Raw genomic sequence first — 21,026 nt, forward strand, 5'->3', positions numbered from 1 at the left:
GACACCGAGCAACACCGCCGGGCACCAGCCCATGACCAGCGCCAGCGGCGCAAAGAGGAAACCATGACAGACCAAAACAGCAACACAACGGGCCAGGCGCCCACGCACCGGGAGCGCTTCGTCGAGGCGTGCAAGGTGACTGATTTCGCGATCAACCCGAAAGCGGTGGCGGGGTATTACGTCTGGGGCGTTGACCACATCGTCAAGGGTGGCCGTAAGGAGATCGACGGTCCGTATTACACCGAGGACGAGGCTTGTGTAGCAGCAGATCTGATGAAGCCGATAGAGCCGTTCGCTCGAGCGTTTGTGTCAACCCATTGCTGGGCGTGGAATCCAGACCCGCGCCGCGAAAGGGCTATCCGTGATGACGCCATGGCATCCCGAATGATGCTCGCCATGCAGATCGGCGCCGAAGTACCAACCCACAACACCAGCGACAAGTAGGAGAAACAAATCATGGCCGCACTTTCGATTGAATACACCCCAATGAGAAACATCAGGCTCTGCGCGCAGTTGCGACAATTCGGAAAGTCTTACCCGCTCGCCGTCCGCACGCCGGCGGAAGCCATAAAAGCCTTATGCGTGCAGATCCCCGGGCTCGAGAGATTTATCTCCAATGCCAAGTCGAGAGGTCTGGAGTTTGCAGTGTTCGTGGGCAAGAAGAATGTCGGAGAGACAGAGCTGGGTTTCCAGGGCGCAGGCGACATCATCATTGCGCCCGTGATCACCGGCAGTAAGCGCGCAGGCTCTCTTCAAACCATTGTTGGCGGGATATTGATTGCAGCAGCATACGTGCTGTCTTTCACCCCATTCGCTGCCGCGTCACCTTTTCTGTATTCGGCAGGCGCTGCAATGTCGATCGGCGGAATAATTCAGATGCTCAGCCCTCAGGCCGGCGGTCTGAAGACCAGCGCGGCGCCCGAGAACACGCCCGGCTACGCCTTCGGCAGCGCCAAGAACACCACTGCATCCGGCAATCCAGTTCCGCTTTGCGCAGGCCGCCGCCGGTGGGGTGGCGCAATCATCAGCGCAGCCATCTACGCTGAAGACCAGATGTAGGAGCCACGGGGCGGTGCTAAAGTGGCCGCCTCATGGAAAGGAGCTCTCATGCTGAAAATTACCGCTGTTGCCGCCCTGGTTGCCATGATGGCAGGCTGTGCCACTTCCCCGGTGCCAATCAAAAACGCTGTCGCGGTACCGCCTGAAAGGGTTCTTGCATACCAGAAAGACGTGCCAGGCACAGGCACGTTGTCGGTGACCCGCGACTCGGGCCATACGGGAAGCCTTTGCTCGGTTGGCCTTTTCGTAGACGGAAAAATGGCGGCGTTACTCAAGCCGGGAGAGAGGGTTTCCCTCCACGTCCCAGCAGGGTCTGTTGTTGTCGGTGCGGCATACCAAGGAAGCGGCATCTGCGGGATGGGCGCGGACAGGCAAGAGCGAGAGGTAATCGTCGGTGGCGAAAAGGTGAAAAACTACAGAATATCAACCAGCGGTGACGGTGTTTTAGACATTCTCCCCACCACGCTGTAGCGAAAAGATAGGGCCGCCTTCGGGCGGTTTTGTCACGCTTTGAGACAGACGATATGGTCTCACTCAGACCAAATCGTCTGTTTCGCCACATTGCTGGTAACCACTCAGGTAACCACCCCGTCTGGTTACCATCCGTCATAGGGATCTCCGTCACGGAGTCGCCCGGCTCCAACATAAGCCCATTTTAAATTGAGGTGATGCCATGAAGGAACCTAGCACGCTAACCAAGAACATCACTGAATGGCTAAAGAAGACCGGCTTCCCGTTGGAAATGGAAGCGGCGGCGGCATTTCGCGAGGCAGGGTTCGACGTTAGACAATCTGCCACTTTTGCCGACCCCCAAGCAGACAAGGGGCGAGAAATAGATGTGCTCGCGCAAGATCCTGATTGGGTTGGGATCGTGGACATTTCTTTTGTCGTCGAGTGCAAGTCGGCTCAAAAGCCCTGGTTAATATTCATTTCCGATGATGCGCTAAAGCACGTGAACAGAATAAATTCTTTTGGGGTTAAATCTGGTGTCGCTCGCGAGGTGCTGGCGAAGCGTATATCGAAGGGAATACGACGCGAACTTCCCTTACTCAGCGCTTACATAGAGCGACCTGATCGAGGAGGTTATGGCTTTCGCCAAGCAATGGGGGGCGAGAACGACCAGGCCTTCAGCGCTGCGATAGCAGCTTTAAAAGCTTGCCACGGTTTGGCGCAAGACAGTGGCGAGGGTCAAATTGCTCGTTTAGCGTTCGCCTTCCCAATCATCGTTGTCGATTCGCCACTATTCGAATGTGAGAGGAATCCAGAAGGCGAGCTTGTACTTAAAGAAGTCCAAAAAAGCGAGTTTCTATTTTCGGCACACATACCTAACCACGTTGGATGTTGCATAAAAGTGGTGAGAAGAGAGTACCTGAACGAAGCCGCACGCGAGTCAAAGGAACTGGCAGACGCACTACGTAATAACTTAGCAAGCGATGAAAGCGAAATCCTCGCTGGTGCATTGTGACATGCGCCACGACGCCTAGCGGGGACACAAAAGGGCCGTACTCCCTTTTGGACGAGCACTCGCCTTAAGATACTTGCTACTCGCAAAATGTCGGTACGTGTTAGCAGGCTGCCAGGCTATACAAGCTCTCATTGCACTAACTTCTGCTAACAGGCCGCGAGCGTTGCCACTGGCTTTAGGTCAGCCTGGCCCCAACATTTCTCGACATCGAGACAGGGCTTGCGCACTCGATCCGATGTCAAGTTTTGTCAGGTTTCCGACTGCTCCTCTTCGAGAATATGAGCCTCGAGGTTGTGAAGCGTATAAGAGAGATCCCCAGCCGGGTCGTACAGCTCGCGAACCCATTTGTCACTCGCTGGATTCGCATTAACGGCGAGCCTGAAATTGGCCGACGCGGCACGAAGACCTGGGCCAAAGTACATTTCTTCCAAACGCGTTTGTACTTGTTTTCGCCGAGACATGGTTCCGTGCTTGGCCGCAGTTTTGATTTCTACCTTGATCGACTTCAACCTAGATTGAAGCGAAGCAATCTCGTGTGGGGAGAATGACTTTCGACCTCCTGCCTCGCGCATGAGGACATCTAAATGTTCGTACAACCGACGTATCTCGTCAGCCATTGTTCGAGCTTCAACGAGATCTATTGTTTCTGTGGGCATGCGTCGCTTCCTGCTTGGGTTGAAAGTAACTAATAGCGGCATCCCTCACAGACTTCAACAATCGAGCAACAGATCGGCCGGTATCCACTCTGGTATCCACAGTTTGGCGTTGATCCACGCCGGAGCCAGGGTAGTGACCAAGCGCGGTGACCACCATCAGTGACCAATTTGCGAAACAACCCCATGGGGGGGCGACGCGTCTAGTGGCGGTCGACGCGGTTTCTCGCAATACTTCGCGCAAGCCCGACGCGCGCTTGACCAGCACGCGTGGGCTCATCCTGGCGTTTACGCAGTCAATAACACACCATATTTAGCGATACTTGCTAATAGCAGGTGAGCATAGGATCATCCTGAACACTGTAATTTGTCGGCGTTAAAAGCTCGAACTCAATACCATTCTCCTTGAGGTCGTTCGCTGCCTTATCGAGCTCTTTATTTAGTTTCCTACCCTCCTCCATCACTGCCAATACCGCTCGATCTGGCCTAAGGCGCTTTGCAAGACGGACGAAGTCCTCGATATGCACTGCACGCAAACTGCGCCAGGCCGACTTCACTTCAAAGACGATCGACTCGCCGTCAATAAGAGCCAGTAGATCCGCCTCCGAATCCGGATTTCGGGTGTCGTGGGAGTAACCAAAGCATGTTGGTCCCAGGTAGATGAAGGAAGCTTGAGCCCGGTTGCATAGAGCTGAAAGAACCCAGATCAACGACAACACGCTACGAGAACGAAGACTTTCAATAAGGAACTCATTCGGCCGGAAGTGCCAAGGAATCCCTAAAGGCAGTTCCGATTTGGTCCGACAAATATCGCATGCAAGAGACGGAGCTAAGGCTTGAAAGTCTGTCCAGTTACGATGCTGGCACGCTGTACAGATCCACGGATACCCCTGAAAGAGCATCCGGCGCGCTCTCATTTCCGCGAGCCGATCATTTAGGGCATCTTGTTCTCGAAGATCCCACTTGCTGAGTTCCTCTTCGTCACCTGATCTCCTCTCGGGATTTTCCGCCCAATAGCGCTCTCTGTGCTCATTCCAGCTGTTACGTAGGTAATCGAGAGCCAGATGCATCTTGGGAGCTTTGATTGACTGCGCTGCTTTGACGATTAGGGCCGCTAAAGCTATGCGCTCATCTTCAAGTTGCAGATCGAATACTGGATTGCGTCGCGCACGCTTCACAAGAGAGTTGGCAGTAGCATGGACATCGGCATCTGCAAGATTAGGTGCCCCACCCAACCCAGCAAACATATTTTGTAAAAAGGGATGCAGTAATAGGTTCTTCGCACTCATTAGCCCCCCGGTCATGCCGAGAACGCCAGTTAAATGAGGGGTCTCGTTTGACGCCCGCATCCAAGCTACTTTCGACGATACCAACGGTGGATCAGCGGCACTAGCATCACTTTTAAGAGAGCTAAAGCATAACGCATGCCGGATGGCCTGCTCGATGGTGGGAACTGCAATGGATTCGAGAGCGCGATTGACACCTACAAACAACGTTAAGTTGCCATGCTTACTCGTTCGGTGCATTGGAGGGAGATTGTTATGCTCCATACGGCGAATCACATATTTGGCCTGAAAGGCGCCTGCCATCCGCCATCGCTTAGGCAGCATCCACAAATTTTCCTGACTCAGATTAGGCTTATCCCGCTCATACTCGAAGCGTAGATCCATCGCCCACAAACCGAGCGTAAACGATTGGCCCGATGGGGCATCATTCAGATGTTCGGGCCTTATCGCTGGAGGGTGAGCAAATGGCGATCTCCATCGAAAGTCGTGCCATTGCCCTCCCATAAATCGAGCGTCCACGACTTGGGCAAGCTCCCTTGCATGCCGGAGCGAATCTGGGCTCGGGATCACATGCCCGCCCAAAATAACCTCAGCGGGCCCAAAGGAGCTCCATACTTTTGCCGCACGAAGCATATCGAGAACCTCAGCGAGATCTTCAGTACTATGTGACGCCGAGCGAACTTGTAGCTGCGACTGCCCTCCTGTTCCGTCATTCACATGGTTTCGTCTGTTGATCATTGCAACGAGCTGACTAAACATGTCCTGGTCTTTCAGTTGCTCGAACGTCAACCGAAAACAACAAATATCGTTATCAAGCCATGTAGGGATCATTAACCGCGCATTCCAGAATAGAAGCCGGTCATCGAATGATTCGCCAATCACTAAGTTAAATTTTCCACTCCAGCGCCTATCCCGTATCTCAAGGCGTGTGGCATACAAGGCCGATAGCTGGCTCATACTCGTTGCGTGGCCGGCCACAAATTCCGCAAAGGCCATTTTCTCAGATGCAATGCGATCGAGGTCGTTAGGCACCGCATACTTACGGTTTTGAAAATACTCATCCGAAACCACCGTCAACAAACCAGCTGTTGTACGGGCATCATTTGGGTAAATTCCCGTGGCCGCAGAGGTGTGGTAGGTGCCAAAGTTGTCCGTCAGGAACCGGGTTGGCCTTTCCGTATGCCAACTGTCGATGATTTTGATTTTTGGCCCGTTGGCCAAGGGGCTATGTCGGCCTAGCCGAAATACGGCTGACAGTGAAGAGAGAGCGGGGAAATCAGTTCGCGGCCGAAAGCCAGCCAAATCTAATCTAGGAGCCTCGTCCAGACGATGAAAAATATAGTCCGCTGGTACCAGGCGCTCGTGAATCTCTAAAATTTCGTCCTTGGTCAGTTCCACATAGGAGTAAACAATGTCCGGATCAAAAACCTCCAGCCATTGCCAATAGTCATCAGCAATCCTACCGTTTGCGCAAGGGACAATAAGACTGAACCGCCCTCCCCACCTCAAATAGCAATCAGCAAATATTCCATCGAGCACGAGATCCGCATATTCGCCGGGTTCCACCAAAAAGGCGACTCTCAAAGGGCGAGATTTTTGCCGCCCTGTCAATTCCGGTCCTATTTCATCCGACATACTCACTCCATTCAGTTCGGTCGAAAACGTTCTTGCCTTCTACTGGTCAGTTACGACTCTTTTTCACAGGCTAAAAATGTCGTAAAGCATAATCGGTCGCTAAGCATCCACAGAATCGATCTGTCTTGATGCTCTTATGGATCGCCATAGCGATGTCCATCACTTTTGGACGTTTCTCATTCGACTATGGCGCATCGAGTGCTTTTTTCGAAACAGCCCATGGAAGACCGAAGCCAATACCGACGAGCGTGTTTTCCCTCATTGGATTCAAGCAACCGAATCGCTTGGCACTGCAGCGCCCAGAAATGGATTATCGAAAATACCCAGCAATTGACCACAGGAAGTACGCAGGTCAGTACGTATTCTGGGCGTGTACCTGCAGCAGGTTCGCACTGAGGTTCGCACCCTCTTACGCGAACCTGGTGCGAACCAGACGGCCAGCCAGTTATCAAAATTTATGGTTGCCAGGCGCTGGTTTCCACTGTGGGTTCCAGGGTTTTTCAGTGGTTTCCACTGGCAACCAGGCCACTTTGGTTGTGACCATACAAATAAGCATAGAGAGCGACGCTCAATACTCTCCCCGACCAGCTCAGATATCTGTGTCCATTCCAGCCAGGCAAGGTTGTTGCCGATGATGTCGAAACATCACGTCCAAAAAAGTCTGTGCTACGTTGATTCTGGTGAGTGTATCTCCGCCCCGGAGCCCAGCCCAAAAAGGACAACTGTATGCCTGCTAAACCCGTTGTGCTGCCAAGTCGAACTTTTGCGACCCAAGGAGAGGCGACGGCATTTTTCAAGGCCATGCTCGCGCGGTACGGTGATGGGGAGTTTCTTAACTCTGATGACGAAGACATCCTTTACGAACTCTTGCAGCGCCACCCCGAAGCCGATGAAAAAATCGGAGCGGGCGTTCAAGCTTTTTATCGTCAAAGATCGCCTGACCATCCTACAAGTTGCTTCCATGTTTTGCGGGTCGACGGAAAAAAAACGGATTTCGGCTATCCCGCCTGTATCACGGGCCGGGCTCCCGGTCTGCGGCATGGGTTTTATGAAGCCTGTAGGCGTTCCGTTGTGCCTGAATTAATGCACCAAAAACAGCAGCTATTTGATTTTTCGCCGAGCGGAGTACGCTGCGTGAAAACTGGCGAGTTGACGACAATCCACACGTCAGAATATCGCCACACCGAGCCGCGATTTAGGGACATTGTGTCGGGATTCATTCAGGCAAAAAACCTAGCTATCACCCCCTCAATGGTGACCGTAAGTCAGGATATGCAGTACCAAACCGTTTTCACTGATCCGGCGATGGCTCGTGAATTCATCGAATTCCATGCGTCAGTCGCAAAACTCGAAATCTTTAAAAAATACGTGCGATGAAAAATTAGGTCGCTACGGGCGACCTATCCAACGCCCAGCCCTCCCCTTGTGCAGGGCTGACGCGAACCTAGTAGGTGATGTCTTCTAGTGACTCCGAGATTGTTAATTATTTGTTCCGCGGTGGTTTCCGGCGGCCGAGGGTGGGGCACGCCGATAAACCTCACACTGCGCTTCCCAATGACCCAACGAAGCGACTCTCAGAAGTAGAAAGATGGCAATTTGACATAAAATGCAGCCAGCTACACTATTGTGGCACTCAAGGGCGAGGGATAGCTCGATGCTGTATGGATACACAGTAAAATGCCTTACTATGCTAGCTCTATCCAACGGAGTCGCCAGGCTGCTTGAGGCCGGCGCTGGAAGGGCTGAATATGCTTAGTATCCTCATGAAGTTCGCATTGGTTCTGACGACAATTGCGCCCATTGGCTTCACACTTTCATTCTTGCTATACCAGAGCAATGACCAGATATTGTGGGCAATTTTTGTGTTGTTTTGCTCTCTTTCGCTATGTGCGATTTGCCATCAGATCATTATAGCTTCGGCTGCCAAACTGAATATAACAACTATTACGGCCGCCTCAATAAAACCTGCTGACAAAGAGATATCTGGCTATTTTGTTGCTTATATGCTGCCCGTACTGGGTGGCGGCAAATATTTTCTTGACCCTGCAACTTTCGCATTCTTTGCGCTAATGTTCTTTGTATTCATCTGGGTATCGAAATCATTTTACGCAAACCCAGTATTGGCAATCTGCGGCTATAAATTTTATGAAGTACAGCTCAGCAATGGTGGCAACCTCCTACTAATTACTAGGAATGTCATTACTAAACCAGCCGACATTGGAACAATAACTTACATAACCTCACACACTGTTCTTGAAACATCATAGGAGTCATGGATGGACCTTTTCGTTTTACTTAGTTCAACACCACGCATTCTGAGGGTTGTGACGACCAGAGATCTGCAGGACGACCTTGAGGAAGAATTCCGCCGTCAAATCTCCAGTTTCACACACAACAAAACAGATGTACCGTTCGATGCGCGCTACAGGCCTGACGATGACGAGTTGCTAGTGATCGAAGGATTCGACGACATCGATGGTGTGATTGCGGCAGTCCGATCACCTCAGGATACCAACACCTGGCAGCCTTCTGAAGAAGGTCTCGGCGCTATCAAGGGTATATTCGGGGGGTTCACCGACAACGGTGTAACTACTGTGATGATTCAGGCCTTCGATCGACGACAGGCGATAACAGCTGGGAAGTTCGCGCTTTTTTTTGATAACGATACCTTCCGCCGTCTTGGGGGTATTGGCATCACACTAGATAACAAACCGACAGCTATTTTGTCCCAGGCCACCACCGACAATGCTCTTACTCAACTGCGTTTTGTGAGTCTCCATAACACTAGGAGACTTTTTGAAATGGACGCCTACTACCATGAGAGTACAAAAGAAGAGATAGAGAGCTTTTTCAACGAAGATAAATTTCATGGTTTTAATTCCGTATGGCTTGACGCAAATATTGATAACTGGATTCGCAAGAAAGTCACCTTCATAAATCAAGAGGGAATTCTTGATGCCTGTACTCCTGAAGAATTGCGGACTGCAGCAGCTGGTTTTGATATCGAGATTGGTGTTCACGAGAACGGGGGGCAAATGAAGCTCGTTTTTCCTGATGACAAAAAAGGGCTCAAAGCACTGCTGCGTTTTCTAGATGAGGATATCTACCAGTCCCCAATCTCGGGCAACCGCTTTCAAACGAACTCCAAGCGGAAGATCGCCGCACAACCCTAGTGGACAGGCATACGGCCCGGTCTGAAATCTCTGGGAACACCTCATGGTTCTTTTACCCTGATTTGACGAAATGGTGAGACAGGCATGAGACGGAATCCACACCGGATGGCCGTCTGAGGCTTATCCCGGGCGGCGTCCGTCAAAGAGCAGGGCTTTGCTGTCTCATACCCCAGACTGATTCTGGACAGGCTCTGGACAGATGTGGAGGCCGCGGATCATCAAAATCCGCCCAGGAGCCATTGCCAGCACTGGCTGGCGGCAGATCCGGAAAGCGACTGGATAGCTACCTCGTCCAGAATCGGGGAGAACCGCGACGGTCATTTGCGGGACCAGTGGCCCAGGGCAGCACCAGGTAAACGCCGCCAGAATCCTTGACCAGCCTTGACGAAATTTTAGACAGGTCTTGACGGATTGATCTGGCGCCTCTGGCAGTGGGAACGCTGAAAGCCACGCAGGGCAATGCTTTGCGGGCATTCGCTTAGCTTGGCCAGCACCAGCCTCGTCAAGAATTTAGGAGGGGGCCGTCAAGGTAACTGCCCGATCAATATCAAGGCCCCGTTGGCGGGATGGGGTGGTCAAATACCGGACCATACAAATGCTTAGCGCGCCAAGCAATACTAGACAGACCCTAGACGGATTTTTCCAGAGAGACCGCGGCCGAACGCCCCGCAGCCCAAGCAATACAAGGCTTACAGCTTTAAAAGTAGCTTGATGGCGCTTGATGCTCGTCAAGTATTTACCCGGGCTTCCAGCGACGTGACAGCAGGTCGGAGCAGGTGATGAGCGAGTCGTTTACCCTGGGAGGGGAACTACCATTACCCCGGTGGTATGCAGCACCTTCCCTACCGAAAAGGAACCGGGCTCACGCCTCAGGAAGACACGTAGAGCGTTTCCGGAATCTCCTAGCCATTGGCGCTTAGCCCCAATGGGAGGTTCGCAATAGACAACTTCCCACCAAAGCAAGGAACACAATCCTAAAGGGCAATAGCCGAGTGCCACTAGACCCGGTATAAGAGCTCAGTGTGACGCCGAAGACCTCGGCTAACCTAGTACTCCAGGGCATCTGGGTGCAGGACAGTCACCTTATCGCCCGAGGGGAACAAAATGGTTCAAATGGATTTGCCTGTTATTCCGCACGAAATGGAAGGCAACCTTATCCACCAGCGCGCCGTAGATGGATACATCAACGCCACAGCTATGTGCCAGGCCGCGGATAAAAAATTTAGCCACTACCATACGACAAAGACCAATAGTGACTTTCTTGAGGCTTTGTCTAGATCGCTCAAGCTACCAATTGCGGTCTTGGTACAGTCAGTAAAAGGCGGAAATTACCAAGGTACCTGGGTGCATCCCCAGGTAGCTCTCCACCTTGCTCAGTGGCTATCGGCAGATTTCGCTGTCCAAGTGACTGCGTGGATTACCGAATGGATGGCTGGAGGGGTATCTCCAAAAAATGCCGCGCGTATCCCTGTGCATCTACAGCGATATATCGCAAACAGAGCGAAGATTCCCCACACACACTTTTCGATGCTCAATGAAATTGTTCTGGCTCTGATTGCTCCGTTAGAGGCTGACGGGTACGTTCTGCCGGAAAATATGATCCCTGACATCTCTAGCGGGAGAATGTTTTCTGGTTGGCTGCGTAAAGAGAAAGGCATCGAGCCAAAAGATTTTCCAAATTATCAACATCAGTATCTGGATGGACGTGTTGTCGACGCCCGGCTTTACCCCATTGAGCTTTTAAGTGATTTCCGACTGTACTTCTACGGGACCTGGATTCCACAACGATGCCGGTCATACTTTCAGGAAAAAGACCCGGTGGCGCTACAATACCTACCTGCACTCCTGGAAAAGCTAGCGTAACCATTTGATTTAAAAACGATGCCGAAATACCGGCATCGGTCGACTTGATGGAACCCTTTCTAGGGAGCCGGCCTCCTATGAGATGGAATAGTCCAAAGGTGGCCATCAACACTTTCCCTATGAATGACCACTACCCTGGACCGGGGTGGTGATGGCGCGGGGGATGGCAAGAACACCTCATTGTGGTGGAAGTGCCACACGGCGCCAGCGCAATCGCCGCAAAAGCGTGACGATGGCTCCTCAAAAGTGAGGAGCGAGATAATCGGACCACTTATGGACTGATCCCTCAAAGGAATGGTGGTGATGACCATTCCTTTGCACCGGCGGCGGGGTTATCAAGATGGTGTTACCGTTCGTCGGGGATGGAGCAACGAACTTCGACAGCTTTTTCAGCCAGCGTGAAACCGGCCGAAAACACCCCAGCAGGCAGCACCGTGTATCCCCAGGTGTATCCCTTTGAAAACCGAAGAAGACCAAGCCCTCTAAAAACGGGAACATCACCTCCAGGTTCAAACGGCGCCGGGACACGATAAAAAAAGCCCCAGCTCAAACGACCTAGGGCTTTTTTGTACGCAGCGATTCAACGCTTCTGCAACGCCTCCAAAAGCGCCGGCAAATCTTCCCCGGGAAAGCGCTTGTGCAACGCCAGCAGCTTCTCATCCGCCGCCTTGCTTTGCCCAGCCGCACGCAGGTTCACAATCTCCTCAAGTCCCGCCTCCAGCGATGGCAACGCCACCGGCGCGCGCTTGCTGAGCTTGGCGGTTGATTCATCTGCCATCGAACCCATGACTTGCGCGCTCTCTGCCTGGGGTGCGATGGCCGATCGGGCCACGGGGGCCGGTGCAGACATCGCGGGTGGCGCGGGGCGCGCGGCTTCCTCATGGAGCGCGGAGAAGGTCGCGGTGGCGATTTGGGGTTGTGGCACAGGCTCGCGCATGACTACGCCGATCATCAGCGCCAGGCCTACGACGGTGGCGAATGCCATTTGCCAGCGTGGCCGTTGGCAGGCTTGCAGCCAGCGTTGCCACAGGCTCGGTTGCGGGGCCGGGGCTTCGCGGCGGGCGGTGGCGAGGATGAAGGCGTCGAGGGACGTGGGCGGCTCGCCGGTGCTGTGTTGACGCATGTGCTGGAGCAGCACGTCGTCGGGGTCCGGGATGTGTCGGGAGTCGGTCATGCGGGTATCTCCTCGGCCAGCAGGCGGCGCAGTTTCTGCTGGGCGTATCGCAGGCGGCTTTTGACGGTTTCCAGCGGGGCACCCGTTAGGGCGGCGATTTGCGGCACTTCGAGGTCGCCGTGCAGGCGCAGCAGGAAGACTTCGCGCTGGTCTTCGGGCAGGCCTTGCAGTGCGGCGTCAAGGCGGGCCTGGTCGCGGCTCAGGCTCAGTTGCTGCTCGGGGCCGGCGCTGTCGTCGGCCTGGGCGTGCAGTTGCTCGTCATAGCTGTCATGCAGCGGGTTGTGGATGCCGTGCTTGCGCCAATAGTCGATCAGGCGGTTGCGGGCGATCTGGAACAACCATGTGCGAAAACTCGCCCGGCCCTGTGGCTGGGTGGCGCTGCGGATGAGGCTGAGCCAGGTTTCCTGGTAGATCTCCTCGGCCAGTTCGGCCTTGTTGCTCAGGGACACGAGGAATCGGTAGAGGCCCTGGCGATGCCGCGCGTACAAGGCTTCGAACGCGGCGCTGTCGCCGGTTCGGTAGCGAGCCAGTAGCGCTTCGTCGCTGGGTGAATCATCGGGTACGACCATGTAGGTGGCGAACTCCTTTTGATGGATCGATGCAGATTACCCGTAGGCGACGGGTTTGCCTGCGATGCAGACGCTTCGGCGTTTCAGTCACACCGCAGTGCTGCTATCGCAGGCACGCCAGCGCCCATACTGGGTCGTCGCTGCGTGCACGATCAGTGTTTTAGGCTTTGGGCCAGCTCCACCAATTGCACGAACTCATTGCGCAGGCCGAACGGGTCACTGCCTCGGGCCGAGCGGGCCAGCGCGGCGGTGTCCTGCAGGCTCATGCTACCAGTGTAGCGGCCATCGCCCTTGAGCTGTTGGGCGAACGCGGCCACTGCTGCCGCAAAGCGCAGGTCGTCGCTGGCCGGGGCGGACTCGTTGCCGATGGGGCGCTCGATCAGTTGACTGTTGCCACCCGCAACCGACTTGTAGCGCACACGCAGCATCGCCAGCTCAGCGGATTGATCCCCGGCCGCAGGCGCAGCTGCGTAGCGCAGGGGTTCCAACCAGCCCTTCTCGCCCTTGGGCACAATTTCGTACAACGCCGTTACTGTATGCCCTGCGCCGATTTCACCAGCGTCGACCTTGTCGTTGTTGAAATCCTCACGCTTGAGGGCGCGGTTTTCATAGCCAAGCAGGCGATATTCGCTGACCCGCGCCGGGTTGAATTCCACCTGCAACTTCACGTCGCGCGCGACCACGGCAAGCGTCGAGCTGAGTTGATCCACCAGCACCTTGCGGGCTTCGCGCAGGTTGTCGATGTAGGCGTAGTTGCCGTCACCGGCGTCGGCCAATTGCTCCATCAGGTGTTCGTTGTAGTTATCCACGCCGAAGCCCAGGGTGGTGAGGGACACACCGCTTTTACGCTGCTCGACGGCCATCTGTTTGAGGCTGTCGAAGTCGCTGACGCCCACGTTGAAGTCACCGTCGGTCGCCAGCAGGATGCGATTGATGCCCTTGTCGATAAAGCCCTCGCGCGCCATCTGGTAGGCCAGGTCGATACCGGATGCGCCGGCGGTGAAGCCACCGGCAGTGAGTTGGTCGATGGCGTTGCGGATCTTCACCTTGTCTCGACCGGACGTGGGCTTGAGCACCACCCGGGATTCACCGGCATACACCACCAACGAAACACGGTCCTGTTCACGCAACTGGTCCACCAGCAACTTCAGCGTACTTTTGACCAGCGGCAAGCCTTCGCGGCGGTCCATGGAGCCGGACACATCCACCAGGAACACCAGGTTGGCCGGCGCCAGCTCCGACACGGCGCGGTCGGACGCCTTGATACCGATGCGCAACAGCTGGGTGTGCGGGTTCCATGGGGTGGCGGCCACTTCGGTGGTCACGCCAAAGGGCGAGCCGTCGGTGGGCAGTGCGTAGCGGTAGGGGAAATAGTTGACCATTTCCTCGAGTCGCACAGCGCCTTCGGGCGGCAGGCTGCCTTGGTTGAGGAAACGCCTGACGTTGGCGTAGCTGCCCGTGTCGACGTCGACGCTGAAGGTGGACACCGGGGTTTCGGCCACGCGATGCACCGGGTTGTCCGGCAGGTGCTGGTATTGCTCGCGGGGTTCGCTGCGGTAGTCCATGGCCATGGACTCCTGCATCCGCATGGGTGCAGGCATTGCCATGCGTTTGACCATGGCGCCCTGGGGCGGCGCGCTTTGCAGTTCAGCGACGGGCGCGAGTTCCGCAGGCTTGGCCACATCGGGGGAGGAAGACAGCCCACAACCGGCCAGCGTCACCAGCAAGGTAACGGCGAAGCCCTGGGCAGCAGGACGCAGGAAAAGCAAAGGACGGGACATGGGCTGAGCCTCGTGAATGAATGATCCGTTCACTAGGTCAGACGCAAGGCGCACAGGATTCGGGTTAACCACAGTCACTGTGGGAGCAGGCTTGCCCGCGAATGCAGTCTGTCAGTTGATGATGTATCAACTGGCACGCCGCTTTCGCAGGCAAGCCCCCGCCCACAGTGGGGCTCGGTGGTTCAGTCGGTCCCGTATTTCGGGTTGCGCGGACCGTACAGGATCCCCGCACGCTGCCCCGGCGACAACAGGCGCGCACTGGTGATGCCGGCAATCGGGTGCGCCGCATCGGTGGAGCTGTTGATCACTTGCTTGACCGCCGCGGTGATCAGCATGCCGACGAGACCACCACTGTTGTTATTGCCTTCCTCGCTGGACGCCCGCGCCGAGCCGGTCCACAGGGTGGTGCCGGTGCGCAGGTCCACCAGTTTGGCCGAGGCCGTCACGGAGGTGTCGCTGGAGATCAGCATGTACTTGGTGCCGTACTCGGTGACGGTGATGTACAACGCCGCGTCCGCGCCGAAGATGTCATGCAGCTTGGCCGGCGCCACGCCCTGGATATCGTTGGCGGTGGTGAGGCCGTTCTGGCGGAAGGTTTCGTCCACCAGGGCGATCGGCAGCACGTAGTAGCCGGCTTCGGCCAACGGGTAGGTCACTTGCGAGACCATGCTGTAGGACGCTTGCACTTCCGGCGACTCATTGAGCGGCGGCAGGACCAGGATCGACTTCGGTCGTGCCTGTTTGTATGCCGTGTAATCAATGGTTTTGGGGGCTGCGCAACCGCCGAGCAGGGCCAGGGCCAGCAAGGCGCCAGTGAGTTTCAACAGGCTCATTTAGTGGCGACTCCGGTCTTGGCGTTCTTCAGCAAAAAGTCCATGTACGCGGCAGACTCAGGGAACAGCGCCTTCTCGGTGCGGAATTCCTGCACCATCTGGTCATCCTTGCCCATGCTCAGGTACAGCATGCCCAGGTGGGCATGGTAACCCGGCGGGGCCTTGCGGCCGCTGGCGTTGATCTTCTGCAGATCCCGCTCCAGTGCCTCGACCTGCGCTTCCTTGGGCTCACCCTTGAAGTACTCGTAAACCTGCGGCTGGTAGCTTTCCCATTGATACAGCGGCTGGGGCGCCGTCTGGCACCCGGCGACCGCTGCAACTGCTGTCAGCGTCAGCGCCAACTTGACTGCCTTGCTCATCCTTGTACTGCTCCTTGAAGTGCTGCTGATCAGTTGCGCGGGTTCCAGGCGCCGGCGTTGATGCCGTCGACGAGGCGGTTGATGGCTTCGCGCATGGCCAGGTCCAGGACCTTGCCATTGAGGGTGGAGTCGTAGCTGGCGGTGCCGCCGAAGCCGACCACTTCACGGTTGGACAATGCGTACTCACCGGCGCCCTGGGTGGAATACACCACTTCGGAGGTGCTGATGTTGACGATATTCAGCGCGACTTTGGCGTAGGCCACCTGGGTCTTGCCACGGCCGAGAATGCCGAACAGTTGGCGATCACCGGTCTCTTTGCGGCCGAACTCGGTCACATCGCCCGTCACCACGTAGTCAGCGCCCTTGAGCTTCTGCACGGTGCCTTTGATCGCGGCTTCCTGGGAGATTTCGCCCATGTTGTCGCGGTCCAGCACGCTGAAGCGGTTGGTTTGCTGCAAGTGGGTGATGAGGATGGTCTTGGCCTGGCCACCAAGGCGGTCAACGCCGTCGGAGAAGATGCCGCGCATGTAGCTGGAGCGGTTGTCGAACTTGCCCACGGCAATCGGCACACGCACGCCGGAATAGGCGACGTTGGCGCTGGCGACTTGCTCCACCGGCATGGCGCGATTGCTTTCCGTGGCGCAACCGGCCACGGTCAGCAGCGCTGCGGCGGTGAGGCCGGACAGCAGGATTTTTGACAGTGTTTTCACAGGGTGCTCCTAAGTAGGGAAATCCAGGGTGAGTGCGGGGTGCCGTTATCGAGCCGGAATATCGCGCAGGTCATCGATGATGTAGCGGCTCAGCCCGCCAGTGAAATGTCGCTCCACACTGGCGTTACCGGTATTGGTAATGATGCCGCCGATGGTCTTCCATTGCTGCACCTGCCCCACCCAGTTGTTGGGTACCAGGCCAGGCCGGTCCTGACCGAAGTGCAACACTTCGACCCCGGCTTTCTTGACCTTGACCTTGTAGCCGAAATCGATGCTTTGCAGGATGGTGCCGTCGTCGATCACCAGGTTGGACAGCCCGCCGTTGGAGTCGATGATATGGCGCACGTAGACGATATCCACGTCCAGCAAGTAATCGGCGGTTTCCTTGCTGGCAGCGTAGCGCTTGGCCTTGAGCAAACGGTCGACCAGGTCGACGCCCAATTCCTGGCGAACCTTGTCGTCGGGCATGAAGTACTTGCTTTTGCCCCCCACCTCAACGTCGAAGGTGTCGACCCAGTAGGTGGCTGTCTTGGGAATAGTGACCGGTGCCGGGGAAACGTAGTACGCCGGCTTGGAGGCACAGCCTGCCATGAGGCAAGCCGCGAGAAATACGACAAACACACGCATGTCTGAATTCGTCCCTGAAAAGTATCGCACTTTAAACAATCGCGGCATTTTACGGAGTTGAAAGACGTTCTCAAGTTGTTTTGGCGTCAAGGCTGCGCCGCTTTACTGGCGAAATCCCTTGAGAAGGCCGCGGGTCTTTTCTAAGACCTTGTCTGGCAAAACAAAACCATGAAGGAACGCTTTGTTCTTATTGGCAAACCCGATTAGCCGGCGCGCTCGCCGGGATCGGCATGTAGTCGCCAGCAGACAACTCATAGATCAGAAACGGGCACCGCCGCGATGTGCTGCCATCCGGCGCCTTGACGTACTGCATCCCGGTAAAGAGCTCGTAGCGCTTGCCGCTCTCGAACATGACCACTCGGGTGTCTGCCACGCACTTGAAGTAGCGATGACCGTCGATACCTGCGACCAACTCTTCTCGCTTGAGTACAAACGGCTTGCCGGCGGGCACCTGGTATTCAGCGACGATCTCGGTGTAGGCACCTTCGGCCATGCTGATAACCCCCAGGTATTGGTCCATTGTCGGCATCATGCGCGGTGGCATGCCGAGTTGCCGCGGCGTCACGGGCGACTGCGGGTAATTGATGCTTGGCTGACCGTCTTCGCTGAAACGCCCGGCCTTGGCCAAGCCTTGTTCCTTGCCCACGCACCCCGTGTATTCACCGCCACGGACTTCACCGTTGGTGATAACACGCAACTGGGCGGTGTCGGTACCGGCAGCCGGCTCAACGTAAGGCACCCAAGGTTGGTGGTTGCAAGCGGATAGCAGCAGTGTGCTGCACAGGGCGAGGGATCTCAGGTTCATTGCAAATAGCTTCCATGCGAGACGGGAAATACGGGGAGGCGACTCTACTCCTCTACTGCCACGCTCGGAAGTCGGTCACACCGCGTGCGTGAAACAAAAATTGCACACTCAAGTTATGCACAAGCGGGTCGAGACAGTGGCTTGGTTCGTTCTTTTATAGGGATATTACGTGCTCAAGACCCTTTCCAGGGCTACCGCTCTGGTCGTCGCGCTGTCAATGACCGGCTGTGTCTCCTACACCGTCACTGGCCCTGTCGGCGCCCCACTCCACCCAGCATCCACAAGCAGCCCGCGCAGTGCGCAAGTCGCCGATGTGAGGGTGAATGACGCCGACGTCAACGAGGCCAACAAGACGGCTATCAGCCGCTCCCTGACGGCCCAGATCAACCAGTACGTGCGCACGGCGGGTTACTTCAAGCAGGTCACCGAGTACCCGGTACGCCTGGGCGAGCACGACGTGACGCTCACATTCAACATGACCTCCCTCAAGGGCCATCGCGCTCCGCATCCGGCCTACGTGCCCGGCGCGTTGCTGACGCTGACCATTTGGATCTGGGTCAATGGCCCGATCTACGTGGACAGTTTTGACGTGGCCGGCGACTTGGTCATCGTAGATCGCGACGGGAAGGAACTGGCGTCGGCGAAGGAGTCGATCAAGTTCGAACACAACGTCGGGCTTTACAGCGGCCAATATTGGGCGCCTTCGATGGGCGGCCAGCAACTGACCAAGCTCATCGCGCAATTGCTCGACACCGCTACCGCCAACCTGGCGAAACCTTAGTTTCAAGGAGCAACACGTGAAAGGATTGATCAAACACAGCCTGGTACTCGCCGCAGTCTTGCTGACCGGCTGCGTGTCTTACTCGCAACACGAATTGCCGCCCGTACACACCTGGCCGCCGACTGCTAACGCACCGGCGCAAAAACCCACGGCCTACGTGCGCACCACTGCGCTGAACCAGGTCAACGGCGGCCCGGGCAACGCGGCAGGCGGCAAGCCGGCGGCCCTGTGGGAAAAGGCGGTGGCCGATTCGTATCGCGAATCCAACCGGTTTTCGCGCGTGAGCACCGACAAGGTCGACTCGGACATCTATGCCGACGCCACGCTGTATAACAACGAAGATTACAGCCCGGTATCGGCGTTCATCACTGGCTTCACGTTCTTCGTGATCCCGACCACGGCGAAGAACACGTTCACCCTGGAAACGGTGTTCAAGGACAAGGACGGCAAGGAGCTGGGCCGCGTCAAGAAGAGCGAGTCGGTGCGCACCTGGATGCACTTGGTGCTGATCGTGGGTATCCCGTTCCAGAGCGACACGCGGGAACTGATCGAAGCGCTGACCCGCAGCACGCTGGATGAAGCCGTGCAACGCAAGTTGTTGTAACGCGCCGGACGCAGAGCGGGCGGCCCCTTCAGGACGCCCCGCTCATGTATTGATGACAACCGTCTTGGCCAACCTATCGCCCAAGCGGCGAAGCTGGCCGAACAACACAAAGACCCCATCCAGCACACTGAGCAGCAGCTTCGACACATTGCGCAGGAACGACTGGAAGGCGCTGCAGCGTGTAGGGTGCGGGTAACCCACCACTGCCATGCGATGTTGCTCCAGCGATAACAAAAATAGGTGACGCGCGTGCCGAGCGTAAGAGCCGACCGGTCACCGATTGATTTTCATCAGCGTTGAATAATCACCAAATGCCGGCGCTGGTTCGTAGTTCCCCGTGGGGTCAAACGTTGATTGAGTCTCTTCCAGTCGATAAGGATTCAGGTGTTCACGGCGGATTACAAGCGAGCCCTGCTGGTTGAATATATAGGTTGTCCCAAGGATAACCTTGGCTGCCTCGAATTCGCGGTGAGTCGCCATCGTGAGGAAAAGCTGTTCACCGTTTAGATAATGAAACTGATAGGTCAGGTACTCGCGGCCCTCATCATCAAGGAAACCGACGCCGACCATGCGCTTATCCATCAACATCTCAATAAAACACGACGGTGTGGTTGCTGACCCTATTAGAACAGCATAGGGCGCTCCCGCCTGATGCCTGGCGCGTGCGATGGATGTGTCCATTGGCTCCAGAGCGATTTTTTTCGCACGGAACCAGGATTTACTATAAAAAACAGGCAACATTTCTCCGCGACTTCACTCTGGTTAAACCCGTCTTTTCAACCTCAATAACCCCCGGCATCCAGATCCGCAACGGACAACCAATAAGCGGCAACCTGATCAAAGTCCTCATCGCCGGCCTGGGCCTGCAACGCGACTAGCGCCTGCCGGGCATCAGCGATCGACCAGCCTGTGGAGTTCAAGGTCAGCCAGGCGTAATCCAGGCGACCCGCGGCCATAAAGTCGTCGAACAACGGTTTTTTCTCAACGTCGGCAGCAAACCAGGCGGGCAACTCTGCATCGGCCGGTAGACACAGGGGTTGGTCGACAATCTCGAAGGAGCAACTGGTTTCCCACCACTTGCGGTTGAGGTTGGCCGGGGCGGGAAAGTCTCCGGTGTAGGCCGACGATCCGTCAGCCATGCTCTGCAGCGGCGTCAGTGTTTTGAACAGATCAACGTTGACGAAGCCCTGCGGGTCGTCACCGGTCTTCAACGACTGCGCATCCAGCGCATCGAGGCAATCGAGCCCTACTGTCGTGGCAAACCGCTCAAGCTGCGGGGTAACGCCGTCCTCAAGGCTGATCGACATCATCGCCAGCACGCCCATCAATTGCTCGCACGTGCGGGCGATCTCGACAGTCATAAGGCCTGAACCTACGTACATCTTCACGAAACAGGGCTCGCGCTCGACGAACCAATGCTTCCAGTAGCCAATATAAGTCGGCCACGACCCGTCGCTCCATACAGGGATCAGTGCCGGTGGGAAGACATACCACCGGGCAGGTGCTTCCAGATTGAAGACCGCAGGGCTGGTGCGCCCCAAAGCACACGCCACCAGTGCCTCTGGCAGACCTAGCGCGCCGAGCGCGTTCTCCAACAACTTGTGATGAGTAGTCACCGCCGCCTCTTACGCAGATCGCTAATCACCCGC

At 56.0% G+C, this 21,026-nt stretch carries 23 protein-coding genes; 10 read left to right on the top strand and 13 right to left on the bottom strand.

Going from position 1 to position 21,026, the window contains the following annotated elements:
* Positions 1-63: 63 nt before the first annotated feature.
* From CQ002_RS23625 to CQ002_RS23640, 4 genes are all read left to right on the top strand, one after another.
* Positions 64-444: a hypothetical protein gene (locus CQ002_RS23625; RefSeq protein WP_105161452.1), complete on the top strand. Its 381-nt coding sequence runs from the start codon at positions 64-66 to the stop codon at positions 442-444.
* A gap of 12 nt (positions 445-456) precedes the next feature.
* Positions 457-1,059: a tail assembly protein gene (locus tag CQ002_RS23630; RefSeq protein WP_105161451.1), complete on the top strand. Its 603-nt coding sequence runs from the start codon at positions 457-459 to the stop codon at positions 1,057-1,059.
* A 48-nt stretch (positions 1,060-1,107) separates the two neighbouring features.
* A complete protein-coding gene (locus tag CQ002_RS23635) occupies positions 1,108-1,530 on the top strand; it encodes a hypothetical protein (RefSeq protein ID WP_105161450.1) in 423 nt (140 codons plus the stop codon).
* A 202-nt stretch (positions 1,531-1,732) separates the two neighbouring features.
* Complete coding sequence (locus CQ002_RS23640) at positions 1,733-2,524, top strand: hypothetical protein (RefSeq protein ID WP_105161449.1); 792 nt, start codon at positions 1,733-1,735, stop codon at positions 2,522-2,524.
* Positions 2,525-2,772: 248 nt separating this feature from the next.
* Here CQ002_RS23640 and CQ002_RS23645 read toward each other — a convergent pair whose 3' ends face one another.
* Both CQ002_RS23645 and CQ002_RS23650 read right to left on the bottom strand, forming a co-directional pair.
* Positions 2,773-3,180: a hypothetical protein gene (locus CQ002_RS23645; protein WP_105161448.1), complete on the bottom strand. Its 408-nt coding sequence runs from the start codon at positions 3,178-3,180 to the stop codon at positions 2,773-2,775.
* Between the two features lie 323 nt (positions 3,181-3,503).
* Complete coding sequence (locus tag CQ002_RS23650) at positions 3,504-6,098, bottom strand: hypothetical protein (RefSeq protein ID WP_105161447.1); 2,595 nt, start codon at positions 6,096-6,098, stop codon at positions 3,504-3,506.
* 726 nt (positions 6,099-6,824) lie between these two features.
* On the opposite strand from CQ002_RS23650, the gene CQ002_RS23655 reads away from it, so the two are divergent.
* From CQ002_RS23655 to CQ002_RS23670, 4 genes are all read left to right on the top strand, one after another.
* On the top strand, positions 6,825-7,475 hold the full coding sequence (locus tag CQ002_RS23655; RefSeq protein ID WP_105161446.1) for a DCL family protein: 651 nt from the start codon (positions 6,825-6,827) through the stop codon (positions 7,473-7,475).
* 386 nt (positions 7,476-7,861) lie between these two features.
* Positions 7,862-8,365, top strand: a complete 504-nt coding sequence (locus tag CQ002_RS23660; protein WP_146117480.1) for a hypothetical protein — start codon at positions 7,862-7,864, stop codon at positions 8,363-8,365.
* 9 nt (positions 8,366-8,374) lie between these two features.
* Positions 8,375-9,271, top strand: a complete 897-nt coding sequence (locus CQ002_RS23665) for a hypothetical protein (protein WP_105161444.1) — start codon at positions 8,375-8,377, stop codon at positions 9,269-9,271.
* 1,104 nt (positions 9,272-10,375) lie between these two features.
* A complete protein-coding gene (locus tag CQ002_RS23670) occupies positions 10,376-11,134 on the top strand; it encodes a KilA-N domain-containing protein (RefSeq protein ID WP_105161443.1) in 759 nt (252 codons plus the stop codon).
* A 580-nt stretch (positions 11,135-11,714) separates the two neighbouring features.
* Here CQ002_RS23670 and CQ002_RS23675 read toward each other — a convergent pair.
* The 8 genes from CQ002_RS23675 to CQ002_RS23710 form a co-directional block, all read right to left on the bottom strand.
* Positions 11,715-12,308 (bottom strand): hypothetical protein, encoded by a 594-nt coding sequence (locus tag CQ002_RS23675; RefSeq protein WP_105161442.1) that lies wholly within the window; start codon positions 12,306-12,308, stop codon positions 11,715-11,717.
* The gene (locus CQ002_RS23680) at positions 12,305-12,877 is read right to left on the bottom strand and encodes an RNA polymerase sigma factor (protein WP_105161441.1); all 573 of its coding nucleotides are present in this window, start codon (positions 12,875-12,877) and stop codon (positions 12,305-12,307) included. Before CQ002_RS23680 ends, CQ002_RS23675 begins: the two co-directional genes overlap by 4 nt.
* Before the next feature lie 152 nt (positions 12,878-13,029).
* Complete coding sequence (locus tag CQ002_RS23685; protein ID WP_105161440.1) at positions 13,030-14,658, bottom strand: VWA domain-containing protein; 1,629 nt, start codon at positions 14,656-14,658, stop codon at positions 13,030-13,032.
* Between the two features lie 182 nt (positions 14,659-14,840).
* Positions 14,841-15,491, bottom strand: coding sequence for a DUF799 domain-containing protein (locus CQ002_RS23690; protein ID WP_034101856.1), 651 nt, complete (start codon positions 15,489-15,491; stop codon positions 14,841-14,843).
* Positions 15,488-15,850, bottom strand: a complete 363-nt coding sequence (locus tag CQ002_RS23695; protein WP_034101855.1) for a DUF4810 domain-containing protein — start codon at positions 15,848-15,850, stop codon at positions 15,488-15,490. The genes CQ002_RS23690 and CQ002_RS23695 overlap by 4 nt, the downstream gene beginning before the upstream one ends.
* A gap of 29 nt (positions 15,851-15,879) precedes the next feature.
* Complete coding sequence (locus CQ002_RS23700; RefSeq protein ID WP_098465532.1) at positions 15,880-16,560, bottom strand: CsgG/HfaB family protein; 681 nt, start codon at positions 16,558-16,560, stop codon at positions 15,880-15,882.
* A 45-nt stretch (positions 16,561-16,605) separates the two neighbouring features.
* Positions 16,606-17,187 carry a hypothetical protein gene (locus tag CQ002_RS23705; RefSeq protein ID WP_105161439.1) on the bottom strand — a complete coding sequence of 194 codons (582 nt, stop codon included), beginning with the start codon at positions 17,185-17,187 and terminating at the stop codon, positions 16,606-16,608.
* 187 nt (positions 17,188-17,374) lie between these two features.
* Positions 17,375-17,992 carry a hypothetical protein gene (locus tag CQ002_RS23710; protein ID WP_034101852.1) on the bottom strand — a complete coding sequence of 206 codons (618 nt, stop codon included), beginning with the start codon at positions 17,990-17,992 and terminating at the stop codon, positions 17,375-17,377.
* Positions 17,993-18,161: 169 nt separating this feature from the next.
* Between CQ002_RS23710 and CQ002_RS23715 the strand changes: the two genes are divergently transcribed.
* Both CQ002_RS23715 and CQ002_RS23720 read left to right on the top strand, forming a co-directional pair.
* On the top strand, positions 18,162-18,773 hold the full coding sequence (locus CQ002_RS23715) for a hypothetical protein (protein ID WP_034101851.1): 612 nt from the start codon (positions 18,162-18,164) through the stop codon (positions 18,771-18,773).
* Between the two features lie 16 nt (positions 18,774-18,789).
* Entirely contained in the window at positions 18,790-19,377 is a 588-nt protein-coding gene (locus CQ002_RS23720) for a hypothetical protein (protein ID WP_105161438.1), read from the top strand.
* 42 nt (positions 19,378-19,419) lie between these two features.
* On the opposite strand, the gene CQ002_RS23725 is transcribed toward CQ002_RS23720, so the two are convergent.
* The 3 genes from CQ002_RS23725 to CQ002_RS23735 form a co-directional block, all read right to left on the bottom strand.
* Positions 19,420-19,587, bottom strand: a complete 168-nt coding sequence (locus CQ002_RS23725; protein WP_177431181.1) for a hypothetical protein — start codon at positions 19,585-19,587, stop codon at positions 19,420-19,422.
* 63 nt (positions 19,588-19,650) lie between these two features.
* Positions 19,651-19,959, bottom strand: a complete 309-nt coding sequence (locus CQ002_RS23730) for a hypothetical protein (protein ID WP_234010371.1) — start codon at positions 19,957-19,959, stop codon at positions 19,651-19,653.
* Positions 19,960-20,159: 200 nt separating this feature from the next.
* The gene (locus CQ002_RS23735; protein WP_146117481.1) at positions 20,160-20,738 is read right to left on the bottom strand and encodes a hypothetical protein; all 579 of its coding nucleotides are present in this window, start codon (positions 20,736-20,738) and stop codon (positions 20,160-20,162) included.
* Positions 20,739-21,026: the final 288 nt, after the last annotated feature.

Source organism: Pseudomonas sp. MYb13 (genome assembly GCF_002980075.1).
Classification (GTDB): domain Bacteria; phylum Pseudomonadota; class Gammaproteobacteria; order Pseudomonadales; family Pseudomonadaceae; genus Aquipseudomonas; species Aquipseudomonas lurida.

Excerpts from the sequence above, each read along its gene's own strand:
- CQ002_RS23685 (WP_105161440.1), bottom strand. The coding sequence starts at position 14,658 with ATGTCCCGTCCTTTGCTTTTCCTGCGTCCTGCTGCCCAGGGCTTCGCC.
- CQ002_RS23670 (WP_105161443.1), top strand. The coding sequence starts at position 10,376 with ATGGTTCAAATGGATTTGCCTGTTATTCCGCACGAAATGGAAGGCAAC.
- CQ002_RS23710 (WP_034101852.1), bottom strand. The coding sequence starts at position 17,992 with ATGAACCTGAGATCCCTCGCCCTGTGCAGCACACTGCTGCTATCCGCT.
- CQ002_RS23630 (WP_105161451.1), top strand. The coding sequence starts at position 457 with ATGGCCGCACTTTCGATTGAATACACCCCAATGAGAAACATCAGGCTC.
- CQ002_RS23730 (WP_234010371.1), bottom strand. The coding sequence starts at position 19,959 with ATGGATAAGCGCATGGTCGGCGTCGGTTTCCTTGATGATGAGGGCCGC.
- CQ002_RS23695 (WP_034101855.1), bottom strand. The coding sequence starts at position 15,850 with ATGAGCAAGGCAGTCAAGTTGGCGCTGACGCTGACAGCAGTTGCAGCG.
- CQ002_RS23640 (WP_105161449.1), top strand. The coding sequence starts at position 1,733 with ATGAAGGAACCTAGCACGCTAACCAAGAACATCACTGAATGGCTAAAG.
- CQ002_RS23650 (WP_105161447.1), bottom strand. The coding sequence starts at position 6,098 with ATGTCGGATGAAATAGGACCGGAATTGACAGGGCGGCAAAAATCTCGC.
- CQ002_RS23675 (WP_105161442.1), bottom strand. The coding sequence starts at position 12,308 with ATGACCGACTCCCGACACATCCCGGACCCCGACGACGTGCTGCTCCAG.
- CQ002_RS23625 (WP_105161452.1), top strand. The coding sequence starts at position 64 with ATGACAGACCAAAACAGCAACACAACGGGCCAGGCGCCCACGCACCGG.
- CQ002_RS23665 (WP_105161444.1), top strand. The coding sequence starts at position 8,375 with ATGGACCTTTTCGTTTTACTTAGTTCAACACCACGCATTCTGAGGGTT.
- CQ002_RS23705 (WP_105161439.1), bottom strand. The coding sequence starts at position 17,187 with ATGCGTGTGTTTGTCGTATTTCTCGCGGCTTGCCTCATGGCAGGCTGT.
- CQ002_RS23690 (WP_034101856.1), bottom strand. The coding sequence starts at position 15,491 with ATGAGCCTGTTGAAACTCACTGGCGCCTTGCTGGCCCTGGCCCTGCTC.
- CQ002_RS23655 (WP_105161446.1), top strand. The coding sequence starts at position 6,825 with ATGCCTGCTAAACCCGTTGTGCTGCCAAGTCGAACTTTTGCGACCCAA.
- CQ002_RS23660 (WP_146117480.1), top strand. The coding sequence starts at position 7,862 with ATGAAGTTCGCATTGGTTCTGACGACAATTGCGCCCATTGGCTTCACA.
- CQ002_RS23645 (WP_105161448.1), bottom strand. The coding sequence starts at position 3,180 with ATGCCCACAGAAACAATAGATCTCGTTGAAGCTCGAACAATGGCTGAC.
- CQ002_RS23680 (WP_105161441.1), bottom strand. The coding sequence starts at position 12,877 with ATGGTCGTACCCGATGATTCACCCAGCGACGAAGCGCTACTGGCTCGC.
- CQ002_RS23635 (WP_105161450.1), top strand. The coding sequence starts at position 1,108 with ATGCTGAAAATTACCGCTGTTGCCGCCCTGGTTGCCATGATGGCAGGC.
- CQ002_RS23735 (WP_146117481.1), bottom strand. The coding sequence starts at position 20,738 with ATGACTGTCGAGATCGCCCGCACGTGCGAGCAATTGATGGGCGTGCTG.
- CQ002_RS23725 (WP_177431181.1), bottom strand. The coding sequence starts at position 19,587 with ATGGCAGTGGTGGGTTACCCGCACCCTACACGCTGCAGCGCCTTCCAG.